Genomic DNA, 11,681 nt, shown 5'->3' with positions numbered 1-11,681 from the left:
CATCTGGGTGGGGCTCCTCATGCTGTCCGCTGGGGCGGTCGACAGGTGATCCGCAGGCGTGAACGGCACCACCGGACTCCGCGGGGAGGGAGTCGGCCTACTGCAGACCCTCACCGCGGCAGCTAAGGAGAAGCAGCCCGTGACGCATGATGCTCAGCACGATAACCGAGCCTGTCGCGCGGCGGACCCCCCGTATCAGCATGCGGGACGCGATCAGCCGGAGAGCAGTCCTGAGAGGCAGCGTGTCCCGGGTGCCGGGAGGGGCTGACGAGGGGAACGGAATTGCTGTCCCTCAAATGATAGACAACCACTCGATTTCATTAATCGTCCGTACGGAGCAGTGACAAGCCGGAGGGGCGGTGCCACATTGCCGCCATGAAACCGGTCTTCTGCACGATCGTGCCGCCCCACATCCTGGACCGCCTCGCCCAGTCGGAGGACCCGGCGGTCCACGAACCGGCACGGCGCACACTCGAACACGACTCCCTCCACCGCACCCGCCGCCGCGTCGTGGCACTCCGCACCACCGCCGCCGAGGCGGCCCCGGCGGCCCTGTCGGACAAGCCCCAGCGGACGATCTTCGACGCCCACCACCAGGAGACGACCCCGGGCACCAAGGTCCACTCGGAGACCGACGGGCCGTCCAAGGACGCCACCGTCAACCGGGCGAACACGGCGCTCGGCGCCACCTTCGACTTCTATCTGAAGGCATACGGCCGGCATTCCGTCGACAACGCCGGGCTGCCACTGAATGCCACCGTGCATTACGGACAGAATTACGACAATGCCTTCTGGGACGGCACCCAGATGGTGTTCGGCGACGGCGACGGACGGCTATTCGGGGACTTCACCATTTCGGTGGATGTCATCGGCCACGAGCTCACCCACGGCGTCACGCAGTACACCGCCAACCTGGAGTACTACGGCCAGTCCGGCGCGCTCAACGAGTCCGTCTCGGACGTCTTCGGCTCGCTGATCAAGCAGTACGCGCTCGGGCAGACCGCTGACCAGGCCGACTGGCTGATCGGCCAGGGGCTGCTGGGGCCCACCATCCACGGCGTGGCGCTGCGCTCGATGAAGGCGCCGGGCACCGCCTACGACGACCCGCAGCTCGGCAAGGACCCGCAGCCCGCGACGATGGACGACTACGTGCGTACCTCGCGCGACAACGGCGGCGTGCACACCAACTCGGGCATCCCCAACCATGCCTTCTACCTCGTGGCCACGGGGCTCGGCGGGCACGCCTGGGAGCGGGCGGGGAAGATCTGGTACGCCACGCTGACCGGCGGCGAGCTGGCCTCCGACGCGGACTTCGCGGAGTTCGCGCGGCTGACGGCGGCGACGGCCCGCAGCCTGTTCGGCGAGGGCGACGAGGTGCAGGCGGTGCTCAAGGCGTGGTCGCAGGTGGGCGTCCCGACCTCGTGAGGCCCGGGCCCTGGGCCTGTCGGCCCTAGGCACGCGGGGCGTGGCGGGTAAGGATGGCGGCATGCGGATTGCCATCATTCGTACCGGCGGTTTCGCCGGCATCGAGCGCCGGGCCGAGCTGGACACGACCGGCCGGTCCGACGCCACCCACATCAAGGCCCTGGCCCACCGGGCCCTGGCGGGCGGGGCCCCGGCGGACCCGCGCGGCGTACCGGACGGCTTCCACTACGAGATCACGGTGGACGGCCGCACGGTGCACTGCGCGGACCCGCACCTCACCCATGACCAGCGAGAACTGATCCAGCTGGTGCTGAAGGAGGGGGCGTGAGCAAGCGCCCCTGAAAGGGGCGCGGGGCTGCATTCGATATGCGGCTCCGCCGCGTGGGCGCGACCAGCACGTCGGGGCCCCGTAAGGGGCGCGGGGAACTGCGCGACCAGCCACAACGGACCCGCAGCCGCCCACGGAGCGCAAGAAGCACCCCGGTAGGCGCACCGGAAGCCCGGGGGCGAAGCCCCCGGACAGAAGCTAGAACCCGAGCTTCCGAAGCTGCTTGGGGTCCCGCTGCCAATCCTTGGCAACCTTCACATGCAGGTCCAGGAAGACCGGGGTACCGAGGAGCGCCTCGATGTGCTTGCGGGACTTCATCCCGACCTCCTTGAGCCGGGAGCCCTTGGGGCCGATGATGATGCCCTTCTGGCTGGGGCGCTCGATGTAGACGTTCGCGTGGATGTCCAGCAGCGGCTTGTCGGCCGGGCGGTCCTCGCGCGGCAGCATCTCCTCGACGACGACGGCGATGGAGTGCGGCAGCTCGTCCCGTACACCCTCCAGCGCGGCCTCACGGATCAGCTCGGCGACCATGACCTGCTCGGGCTCGTCCGTGAGGTCGCCCTCGGGGTAGAGCGCCGGGCCCTCCGGGAGCAGCGGGACGATCAGATCGGCGAGCAGGCCGACCTGCTTGTCGCCGACCGCCGACACCGGGATGATCTCCGCCCACTCGATGCCGAGCTCCTGGCCCAGCTGCTGGATGGCGATCAGCTGCTCCGCGAGCCGCTTGGAGTCCACCAGGTCGGTCTTGGTGACGATCGCGACCTTGGGGGTCTTCTTGATCTCGGCCAGCTCGCTCGCGATGAAGCGGTCGCCGGGGCCGAGCTTCTGGTCCGCCGGGAGGCAGAAGCCGATCACGTCGACCTCGGCCCAGGTGGTGCGCACGACGTCGTTGAGCCGCTCGCCCAGCAGCGTGCGGGGCTTGTGCAGACCGGGCGTGTCCACCAGCACGAGCTGGGCGTCCGGGCGGTGGACGATGCCGCGGACGGTGTGCCGGGTGGTCTGCGGACGGTTGGAGGTGATGGCGACCTTCGTCCCCACCAGTGCGTTGGTCAGGGTCGACTTGCCCGCGTTGGGGCGGCCGACGAAGCACGCGAAGCCCGCGCGGTGGGGGGCCTGGGAAGGGGAGGCGGTACGGTCCATACCGCATATTCTCCCTGATCCCCCGGCGGCCGCCGACCAGCGGCCCGGGCCCGGCGGCCGCTGCCCGGCCGGGCTCAGCCGATCGCCAGGACCTTCGTGAGGAGGGTGCCGTCGGGGCCGGCCAGGAGGATGGTCGTCGTCTCGCCGCCCAGGTCCCGTACGGCCGCGCGGTCCACCGCGGAGACGACGTTCACCTCGGAGACGACGGCCGCGGCCTCCAGCGACTTCGCGCCACTGGCGACGGCCATGGCGACGGCGGTCTGGAGGGCGCTGAGCTTGAGCGAGTCGAGCGCGACGGTCCCGGCCACGTACGTACGGCCGGTCTCGTCGCGGACGGCGGCGCCCTCGCGGACGGCGTTGCGGGCGCGCGCGGAGCGGGCCAGGGTGATGAGCTTGCGGTCTTCGGGGTCCAGCGTCTCCGTCATGAGCGCGAGCATATGCGGGCCCCCGCGACCGGGATCAACCCCTGGAACACGATCTTCATCAGCCCGCCAGGAACATCCCGCCGCGGCGGCCCTCCGGCGAGACGAGCCGCTCGACCTTCGCGGCCGTGCCCGTCTCCGGCACGGGGTTGTGCATCACGATCGTGAGGTCCGGGCGGGCCGGGACGCGCAGGTGGGTGCTCTCGAAGAAGAGCGTGCCGACCAGGGGGTGCTCCATCTCCTTGACGAGCTGCCCGCCGCTCAGCACGTCCCTGCGCGCCCACAGCTCCGTGAATTCCGTGCTCTGCGCCGCGAGCTCGTCGATGACCACCTGGAAGCCCTCGTCGTCCGGGTGCTCCGACCAGGCGGCGCGGAACTGGGCGACGACGCGGCCGGCGTTGTCCTCCCAGTTCGCGGAGCGCGAGCGGTAGACGGTGTCGGTGAAGAACATCGCCAGGCCGTTCTTCACGCACTCCGGGCGGAAGCCCATGACGAGGGAGGCCGCATCGTTGTAGCTGACGATGTTCCAGTACGTGTCCATGATGTGCGCCGGGTAGGGCATCCAGCCGTCGATGAGCCGGTGCAGGCCGTCGCAGAGGTAATCGGTGCCGTAGTCGCTCTCCGGCAGCGGCGGGTTGAGCCCGGCCAAGACGTAGAGGTGGCGCCGCTCCGGGCCGTCGAGCCTGAGCACCCGCGCGACCGCGTCGAGCACCTGCGGCGAGACGGTGATGTCGCGGCCCTGCTCCAACCACTGGTACCAGGAGGCGCCGACCCCGGCGAGAACGGCGACCTCCTCACGGCGCAGACCCGGGGTGCGGCGGCGGGCGCCGCCGTCCGGCAGGCCGACGTCGGCAGGGCTCAGCCTGGCCCGACGGCTCATCAGGAATTCACGGAGTTCCTGACGAAGGCGGGACTTGGCGGTGCCGGTCGTCCGTGGTTCGGGCTGGCTGATGGTCAACGGCTCCCCCTGGGCCTGGTGCTCCAGGCCGCGAGCCTGGTGGCGCGGCCACCAGCATAAGCGCCGTCTCCCCACGGCTATTCCGTACGGCGGAGGGTGGACGGCATGGCGATCGACACGTCCCCCTCACCCACCACGTCACCCACCACGGCCTCCGCAGCTCCTGCGTCTCCCACCTCTCCCACGTCTCCCGCCGAGCGCATGTCCACCCGCTCGAAGCTGATCCTGCTCGTCCTGTGCGCCGCGCAGTTCATCGTCGCGCTCGACTTCTCGATCCTGAACGTGGCGCTGCCCGTGCTCGGTGACGACCTGGGCATGGGCCAGGCCGACCTCCAGTGGGCCGTGACGGCGTTCGCGCTGCCGTCGGGCGGCTTCCTGCTGCTCTTCGGCCGGGTCGCCGACCGCTACGGGCGGCGCAGGCTCTTCCTTGCCGGTCTGGTCCTCTTCACGCTGGCGTCCGTGCTCGCGACGCTCGCCTGGAACCCGGCGGTCTTCCTCGGCGGGCGTGCCCTCCAGGGGCTGGGCGCGGCCGTCGTCGTGCCGACCGGCATGGCGCTGCTGACCACCACCTTCGCCGAGGGGCCGCAGCGCGAGCGGGCACTGGGCATCAGCGGCACGCTGATGTCGCTCGGCTTCACCATCGGCATGCTGCTCGGCGGCGTGCTCACGGACTCGCTGGGCTGGCGGTCCACGATGGGCCTGCTCGCCGTGGCGGGCGTGGGCGTCCTGGCGATCGCGCCCGGCCTGCTGACCGAGTCCCGGCCCGCAGCACGGCCACGGCTCGACATGCCGGGCGCGGTGACCGTGACCGGCGGCCTGCTGGCGCTGATCTACGCGCTCTCGACCGCCGCCCAGCAGGGCTTCGGCCGGACGGACGTGATCGTCTCCCTGGTGGCGGGCGTCGGTCTGCTCGTCGCGTTCGTGGCCGTGGAGGCACGGACGGCCGAACCGCTGGTCTCGCTGCCGATGCTGCGGCGGCGCACGGTCGCCTGGGGCAATCTGGCCGGGCTGACCACCTTCGCGATGATGACCAGCGTCATCTTCCTGCTGACGCTCTACCTCCAGGAGGTGCTGGAGCTCTCCGCGTTCCGCTCAAGCCTGATCTTCGCCGTGCAGGGGCTCTTCGCGGCGCTCGGCGGCATCACCGCACCGAAGGTGATCACCCGCCTGGGGACGCGCACCACGCTGGTGACCGGTCTGCTCGCCCAGGCGGCCCTCACGGCCGGGCTCCTCGGCCTGGACCAGGGCCCGTCGGGCGCGTGGCTGGCCCTGGCCGTGACACCCCTCGCCTGCGTCGGCCACATGTGGGCGATCGTGGCCTACGGCGTCACCGCCACGTCGGGCCTCCCCGACGGCGAACAGGGCCTGGCGACGGGCCTGGTCACCAGCTCCCAGCAGGTGGGCATGACGATCGGCATCCCCCTCCTGAGCGCCCTCGCCTCGGCGCGGGTCGCCACTCTCCGCGACGGCGGATCGGACGCGGCCACCGCCACCCTCGGCGGCATCCACCTGAGCCTGGGCGCGGACGCGGCGGTGGTGGCGGTGGTGGCACTGCTGACGGCGTTCGGCTTGCGGCGACGCGCGGCGTGACGGCGCCGGGCCCGCCCGGCACCGTCGTGATGCTCGCCCGCCTCTGACCGGCAGCATGCGGCGGAAAGCCCCGGCCCGCTCGCAGCGGGCTGGGGTTCGCTGTTTCCGCGAGTGCGTCAGGACTGGTAGGCGTCCAAGAGCTCACGCACTCCAGCGTGGTCCTGGTGCGGCCGGAACCGGGTGAGCGTCCCGTCCACCCATTCGTTCAGGCGGGGGGACGCGGTGTGAAAGCTGAGCGTGGCGGCGCGTTGCGCCGAATCGGTGGCCTCGTCCAGGGCTCCTGCGTCGAGATACGACCCGGCGAGCCAGCAGGCGTACAGACCCACTTCGCGGGCGTGCGTGTCGTCGTACGGAGCGGTCAGCCCTTCGAGGATGGGGACAGCTTTCTTGGGCTGGTGCAGCTCTGCCCAGCACCGGCCCGCCATGATCTGCGTCTCATCCCGGTTGATCCAATAGACACTGTCCGGTTCTTCCACCCGGGCGGTGTCACGGCGGTCGTGTGCCGCTTCGGAAAGGCCCAATGCCCTGTCCACCCCGGAGGTGTCACCGACCCTGGCGCACGCCCAGGCAAGCCTGTCCGAGAGGACGACGGACACGGCGGGCAGGGCATCGCGAGGAGCGTTGGCGATGGATGCCCGAGCCATGTCCACGGCCTCGCGACCCTTGCTCGTGGACGCTGTCAGGTACGACAGCTCCGAGAGGGCGGTCGAGCCGAGGGTGGTATTCCCTGCCTGGTTCGCAGCGCTGGCCGCCGCCTGGGCGTATCGCCGGGCTTGAGGAATACGTCCAGCGTCGAAAGCCGTCCACGACGCGAACTGATAGAGCTCGGCAAGGGCAGACAGCAGGTCACGCGCCACGGCATCGGAGTACGAGCCGTGTGCAGCCATCCCGGCAAGGGACTCGATCTCCGCGACCACCTTCGGGTAGACGCTCACACCACCCGAATAGTCGTCCAAGCGACGCAGGGCGGCAAGTCGTTGACCCGCACGGACGATGTCGGAGCTGCCGATGCGACGGCCCTTCGCCATGGCGGAAGGAGCGGACAGCGCGATGCCGGCGACGGCCCCGGCTCCAAGGAAGACGCGACGATCCACAGGGGGTACCAGCCCTTCCATATCAAGAACATCCGCATCCAGCACGGGTGATTCACCGTAGCCGGACAGGTCGGCACCGAGCACCTGTTCCAGGTAGGGAAGCCAGTCTTCCGGGTGTCGGATGCCCTTTTCCCAGCGGTACACGTAGTGCGCGGTGGCGGTGCCCGTTCGTTTCCCTTCGTCCCCCCACCTGGTGACGTTCAGCTGCCGCGCCAATCCGGCCTGGGTGAGCCGCTTCCTTGCGCGCAGTTCACGAATTGTGTCGCCGATGCCCACAACTACCCCTTTGCTCTCCTGGCATACGAGAGGCATGGAAGAGGCATACAGCCTGGCATCTATCGACTTGCCCCGCTGAGGCGTTGACTGAACATGACTCCCTCGATCTTGAGGGAGAGCGACCGGGAACCCCCGGGGCCGTGGCGTCGGCCCGGGGGCATGGACCACCCGAAAGAGAGGCAGGCAGCCATGCGAGAGCATACGCAGGAGCAGCCCAGAACGGACAGCGGAGCGCGAATCGATCAGGGCGTGCCCAGTCGCCCTTCTGTCGTGGAGTCCGTGCCGGTCCCGTCCCCGCCGGTGATCTCCCTGCCGCTGTCGTCGGCCATCGGCTCCATCCACTACGTGGACTGCGGCGAGTGCGTCAGCCTGCTCGAAGCGCGGGGACGATGCCGGGCACGCGACGACGAGGCAGGGATGCGCAGGATCGACGCCGACCTGACGGCGCACTGCGCCAAGCGGCACGCACACGAGCGGACGCCCGAGTGGCAGCCGCAGCACGGTGACTTCGCCGTCGACACCTCGGCGGGTGAACCCGTCGCGGGTCAGGTCGTCGGATGGGACGGCACGGAAGCGATCCTGTGCACGCCCGGCGAGAAGACGCCCCGGCACACGGCCGCCTTCCGCCGGGCCACAGTCGCCGAGGAACTGTCGGTCAAGACCGCCCTCCGCCACCCGTGGGAGAGGGCGCGATGATCTACCAGAACCTGCCACCCATCGTCGGCCTCGCGCAGGAGGCGCCCGGCGAGTGCCTCACCTGCGCCGCCTTCCGCCGCGGTATCGAACGCACGGAGAAGAACGGCAACAGCTACGGCGCCGCCGCGTACCGCCGTGGCCTGGAGCGACACCAGGAGCTCCTCCCGCACGACCGGATCGGCGACGCCGCCGGACGCGCGGGGGCAGGGCCCCGTCCGGCCGTCACCGGTCACGACCCGACCGGATCGGGTCAAGTCGCCTACTGAGAAAGGAGGAGCTGTCGGCGATCGGCGGACAGGTACAGACCGGAAGAGCATCATCACCGGCATGAGCGATGTGAGGTTTCCCCGATGGTCGGCCAGGCACGCCCCACACGCGACGGCCAGAGCCAGGAGCGGTCACGCCGAGGGTGGAACACCATCATGAGTGACGCCCTCTGCCCCGGGCCGCATCAGATCTGCAAGGCGTGCAGGGGTGAGGGAACCAGCGTCATGCCCACTCTGTACGTGAACCGTTTCGGAGAGGCCGGGAGCCTGCCGACGCCCCACAGCTGTCCGCACTGTCGCGGGCGGGGTCTGTTCTGCAAACAGTCCGCCCCGTGCACGGACGACGACAGCGACGACGTCATCGGACCGGACGACCTGCCGCCCGTGTGACATACCGCGCCCCGGCAGGCGAAGAGACCACCGGGGCGTGTCCGACAGAAAGGGGCCGGGGCAAAGCCCCGGCGCTCCGTTACGGCAGGTAGTACATCGGGTTCGGCAGCTTGTACGTGTGGGTGGCGTAGCCGCCCTGGAGGTCGCTGTACTGGTCGCCGAAGTTGGCGACGATCTGGTAGCCCTGCGACTCGATGTGCTTGCGCGTGCCGGACTTGAACTGGACCGTCGTGCAGGAGGCGCCGCACGACAGGTACGCCGGGGGCGTCTTCTTGTTCTTCAGGTAGAAGTGCGCGCGGTCGGCGGCCGGCTTGTAGCCCGCGTTCTTGAGGTTGCGGACGCTCCAGTCGCGCTGGTGCTCGTCGCGGCCGGTCACGAAGAAGACCGTGACACCCTTGGACTGCGCCCAGTTGACGAGCTGCGGCATGCCGAAGACCGGACCCATGTCCGTGGACTTCAGGTACGCGTCCTGGGACTCCGGCGTGAAGTGGAAGCCCTGCTGGAGCTCGTAGTTGTAGGTGAGCAGCGTGGTGTCGTCCACGTCCAGGACGATCGCGGGCTTCTTGGCGCCCGCGCCCGCGCCCTTCTTGCCCGTGGTGTTCTTGACCGCGCGCTCGATCTGCGCCTTGGCCTTCTTCTGGATGTCCGCGAGCTGCTTGGCGTAGTTGCTGTCCGGCGACGCGTAGTGCTGGCCCGCCTTGTCCACGGTGTCGCCGTAGTACGCCTTGATCTTGTCCTCGACCTTGGTGAGGTTCGGGATCTCCTTGTCCGTGCGCGGCGTGGCGTGGTCGGCGCTGGCGGCGCCCGCCGTGTAGAGACCGGCGCCGATGGCGACGGCCGCCGTGGCGGCGGCGATGCGGACGCGCTTGCGCTTGAACGAGAGCGAGGGCTGCACGGAAGGACTCCTGGAGAACAAGGGTGGGTGCAGCGCGAAACTAGAAGGTTTGGCGGGGTCCGGTCAAGGGTATGGCGGTGTGTTTTCCGTGCCTTTTCCGTGCCTTTCTACGTGTCTACGCGCGGAGAACCCTGCCATGGGTAAAGCGCCGGGCCCGGGCGCACCCGAGGCCCGACGCCGTCACACCGCCGTGATCTCCTGTCGGCGAGCCGCGGAGCCCCCGCTTCCGCTTCCGCTGAAGCCCGCGCGGTCCAGGATGCGGCTCGCCGCCGCAGGGGAGTCGACCAGCGGGTGCAGGGCCAGCGCGCGGAGTGCCGCCTTGCGGTCGTGGTGCACGGCCGCGTCGATCGTGGCCCGTTCCACCGCCTTGAGCTGGAACATCAGTCCGAGCTGGTGCTCGCTGAGGGGGGCGCACGCCAGGGGTCTGGCGCCGTCGGCGCCCACCTCGCACACCGTCTCGACGATGGCCTGCCGGTCCAGCTCCGGGACGGTCGTGCCGTTGGGCACGTTGAGGATCAGCCGGGTGCGCTCGTCGCGGGCGATGGCCCGCATCAGGGCCAGCGCCACCTGGTCGTAGCCGCCGCCGTCGAGGTCGCACGAGTCGCGCTGCCAGCCGCCGGTCACGGCACGGCTCTCCGCCATATAGGTCTCCTCGCGGTGCAGCCGGGTGCGCTCCCACAGCGAGTACGCCTGCTCGGGTGACGCGTTCGCCGCGTCGAAGAACCCGCCCTGCTGCTGGTCGAGGAACTCGCCCCGGGTCTCGGCCGCTTCGAGCACCGACCGCAGGGTCTCCCTGCGGAAGTAGTAGTAGTGCAGGTACTCGTTCGGCAGCACCCCCAGGACCTGGAGCAGCTCCCGGCCGAAGAGCTTGCCCTCCTCGAAGGAGGTGAGGGCGTCCCCGTTCGCCAGGAGTTCGGGCAGGAGTTCCCTGCCGTCCATCCTCAACGACCGCAGCCAGCCCAGGTGGTTGAGCCCCACGTAGTCGAACGTCACCCGCTCGGGGTCGGCCCCCGCGGCGCGGGCCGCGCGCCGTACCAGCCCCACGGGTGAATCGCAGATCCCGATGACCCGTTCACCCAGCACCTCCGCCATCGCCTGGGTCACCATCCCGGCCGGATTGGTGAAGTTGATGACCCAGGCGTCGGGGGCCACCGCCGCCACCCGTTCGGCGATGCGCAGCGCCTCCGGGATCGTCCGCAGCCCGTACAGCACACCGCCCGCGCCGACGGTCTCCTGTCCCAAGACGCCTTCGCCCAAAGCCATCCGTTCGTCCCGCACCCGGCCGGCCGTACCGCCCACCCGGATGGCGGAGAAGACGAAGTCCGCGCCGCGCAGCGCCTCGTCGAGGTCGCGGGCGATCCGCACCTCCGGCGCGCCGGGCACGTCCTCCGCCTGTGCGGTCAGGACCGACTCGATGACGCGCAGGCGCATGGAGTCCGTGTCGTAGAGCACGAGTTCGGTCATACGGCCGGGGGTGTCCCGCCGCGCGTCCTCCAAGAGGGCCCGGTGCACCAAAGGCACCCGGAAACCGCCACCGCCGAGAATCGTCAGCCTCATGGAACGGAACGTATCGCAGCATCGGGCAGACTGTCCGGACCCGCACCCCGCGAGAGGAGCAGCGCGAGCATGACGATCACTTCGCCTCATGCAGCACCGGACCCGACCGTTCCGGACGAGGACGCGCGGGGAGGTGACGGCCGCGCACGGGAGCACGCGCGGGACCGTTCGCCGGGGTGTACGCAGGGGTGCACGCAGGGCGGCGCCGAGGGTACGGGCGGCCGTACGGTGCCCCCCGTCCTCGACCCCCTCGCGGAGGTGCGCGCCGAGGGCGACCCGGAGACCGACGTCTATCTGACGGGCACCGTCTTCCTCGACATCATCTTCACCGGCCTGGACTCCGCGCCCGTCCGGGGCACCGAGTCCTGGGCCCGCGGCATGGGCTCCAGCCCCGGCGGCATCGCCAACATGGCGACCGCGCTCGCCCGGCTGGGGCTGCGCACCTCGCTGGCCGCCGCGTTCGGCGACGACATGTACGGCGAGTACTGCTGGGAGGCGCTCTCCCGAGGTGAGGGCATCGACCTGGGGCTCTCCCGTACCGTGCCCGGCTGGCACTCGCCGGTCACCGTCTCCATGGCCTACGAGGGCGAGCGGACGATGATCTCCCACGGGCACGAGGCCCCGCCGCCCGAGGAGCCCGCCCC

The 11,681-nt window shown here is 70.2% G+C and carries 13 protein-coding genes; 7 read left to right on the top strand and 6 right to left on the bottom strand.

The window, feature by feature from the left end; genetic code table 11:
• Positions 1-375: 375 nt before the first annotated feature.
• Positions 376-1,425 carry a M4 family metallopeptidase gene (locus tag K6I34_RS20430; RefSeq protein ID WP_229327754.1) on the top strand — a complete coding sequence of 350 codons (1,050 nt, stop codon included), beginning with the start codon at positions 376-378 and terminating at the stop codon, positions 1,423-1,425.
• A gap of 61 nt (positions 1,426-1,486) precedes the next feature.
• The gene (locus K6I34_RS20425; RefSeq protein WP_229327753.1) at positions 1,487-1,753 is read left to right on the top strand and encodes a protealysin inhibitor emfourin; all 267 of its coding nucleotides are present in this window, start codon (positions 1,487-1,489) and stop codon (positions 1,751-1,753) included.
• Between the two features lie 198 nt (positions 1,754-1,951).
• Here the strand turns inward: K6I34_RS20425 and era are convergent, their stop codons facing one another.
• The 3 genes from era to K6I34_RS20410 all read right to left on the bottom strand — a co-directional run bounded on the left by era (position 1,952) and on the right by K6I34_RS20410 (position 4,195).
• Positions 1,952-2,893, bottom strand: coding sequence for a GTPase Era (gene era, locus K6I34_RS20420; RefSeq protein WP_229327752.1), 942 nt, complete (start codon positions 2,891-2,893; stop codon positions 1,952-1,954).
• Between the two features lie 74 nt (positions 2,894-2,967).
• Entirely contained in the window at positions 2,968-3,318 is a 351-nt protein-coding gene (locus K6I34_RS20415) for a cytidine deaminase (RefSeq protein ID WP_229327751.1), read from the bottom strand.
• A 58-nt stretch (positions 3,319-3,376) separates the two neighbouring features.
• Positions 3,377-4,195, bottom strand: a complete 819-nt coding sequence (locus tag K6I34_RS20410; protein WP_229327755.1) for a helix-turn-helix transcriptional regulator — start codon at positions 4,193-4,195, stop codon at positions 3,377-3,379.
• Between the two features lie 183 nt (positions 4,196-4,378).
• Between K6I34_RS20410 and K6I34_RS20405 the strand changes: the two genes are divergently transcribed.
• The gene (locus tag K6I34_RS20405; RefSeq protein ID WP_229327750.1) at positions 4,379-5,863 is read left to right on the top strand and encodes an MFS transporter; all 1,485 of its coding nucleotides are present in this window, start codon (positions 4,379-4,381) and stop codon (positions 5,861-5,863) included.
• 116 nt (positions 5,864-5,979) lie between these two features.
• On the opposite strand, the gene K6I34_RS20400 is transcribed toward K6I34_RS20405, so the two are convergent.
• Positions 5,980-7,233: a helix-turn-helix transcriptional regulator gene (locus K6I34_RS20400; RefSeq protein ID WP_229327749.1), complete on the bottom strand. Its 1,254-nt coding sequence runs from the start codon at positions 7,231-7,233 to the stop codon at positions 5,980-5,982.
• 270 nt (positions 7,234-7,503) lie between these two features.
• On the opposite strand from K6I34_RS20400, the gene K6I34_RS20395 reads away from it, so the two are divergent.
• From K6I34_RS20395 to K6I34_RS20385, 3 genes are all read left to right on the top strand, one after another.
• Entirely contained in the window at positions 7,504-7,929 is a 426-nt protein-coding gene (locus K6I34_RS20395; RefSeq protein WP_229327748.1) for a hypothetical protein, read from the top strand.
• Positions 7,926-8,195 (top strand): hypothetical protein, encoded by a 270-nt coding sequence (locus tag K6I34_RS20390; protein WP_229327747.1) that lies wholly within the window; start codon positions 7,926-7,928, stop codon positions 8,193-8,195. Before K6I34_RS20395 ends, K6I34_RS20390 begins: the two co-directional genes overlap by 4 nt.
• A gap of 225 nt (positions 8,196-8,420) precedes the next feature.
• Entirely contained in the window at positions 8,421-8,585 is a 165-nt protein-coding gene (locus tag K6I34_RS20385; protein WP_229327746.1) for a hypothetical protein, read from the top strand.
• 79 nt (positions 8,586-8,664) lie between these two features.
• Here the strand turns inward: K6I34_RS20385 and K6I34_RS20380 are convergent, their stop codons facing one another.
• Together K6I34_RS20380 and K6I34_RS20375 are read right to left on the bottom strand one after the other, a co-directional pair.
• Complete coding sequence (locus K6I34_RS20380; RefSeq protein ID WP_229327745.1) at positions 8,665-9,480, bottom strand: HAD family acid phosphatase; 816 nt, start codon at positions 9,478-9,480, stop codon at positions 8,665-8,667.
• 180 nt (positions 9,481-9,660) lie between these two features.
• Entirely contained in the window at positions 9,661-11,037 is a 1,377-nt protein-coding gene (locus tag K6I34_RS20375) for a 6-phospho-beta-glucosidase (RefSeq protein WP_229327744.1), read from the bottom strand.
• Positions 11,038-11,106: 69 nt separating this feature from the next.
• Here K6I34_RS20375 and K6I34_RS20370 point away from each other — a divergent pair.
• Positions 11,107-11,681 (top strand): PfkB family carbohydrate kinase (locus K6I34_RS20370; RefSeq protein ID WP_238489418.1); only part of this gene is annotated, 575 nt, incomplete at its 3' end.

The organism is Streptomyces sp. UNOC14_S4 (assembly GCF_020740835.1).
GTDB lineage: Bacteria > Actinomycetota > Actinomycetes > Streptomycetales > Streptomycetaceae > Streptomyces.
The sequence above is the reverse complement of the archived record's forward strand: the minus strand, read 5'-3'. Positions and strand labels throughout refer to the sequence as shown.

What these genes read in the sequence shown, in the direction of transcription:
- K6I34_RS20390 (WP_229327747.1), top strand. Translation starts at nt 7,926, where the DNA reads ATGATCTACCAGAACCTGCCACCCATCGTCGGCCTCGCGCAGGAGGCG.
- K6I34_RS20405 (WP_229327750.1), top strand. Translation starts at nt 4,379, where the DNA reads ATGGCGATCGACACGTCCCCCTCACCCACCACGTCACCCACCACGGCC.
- K6I34_RS20410 (WP_229327755.1), bottom strand. Translation starts at nt 4,195, where the DNA reads ATGAGCCGTCGGGCCAGGCTGAGCCCTGCCGACGTCGGCCTGCCGGAC.
- K6I34_RS20415 (WP_229327751.1), bottom strand. Translation starts at nt 3,318, where the DNA reads ATGACGGAGACGCTGGACCCCGAAGACCGCAAGCTCATCACCCTGGCC.
- K6I34_RS20385 (WP_229327746.1), top strand. Translation starts at nt 8,421, where the DNA reads ATGCCCACTCTGTACGTGAACCGTTTCGGAGAGGCCGGGAGCCTGCCG.
- K6I34_RS20375 (WP_229327744.1), bottom strand. Translation starts at nt 11,037, where the DNA reads ATGAGGCTGACGATTCTCGGCGGTGGCGGTTTCCGGGTGCCTTTGGTG.
- K6I34_RS20425 (WP_229327753.1), top strand. Translation starts at nt 1,487, where the DNA reads ATGCGGATTGCCATCATTCGTACCGGCGGTTTCGCCGGCATCGAGCGC.
- K6I34_RS20430 (WP_229327754.1), top strand. Translation starts at nt 376, where the DNA reads ATGAAACCGGTCTTCTGCACGATCGTGCCGCCCCACATCCTGGACCGC.
- era (WP_229327752.1), bottom strand. Translation starts at nt 2,893, where the DNA reads ATGGACCGTACCGCCTCCCCTTCCCAGGCCCCCCACCGCGCGGGCTTC.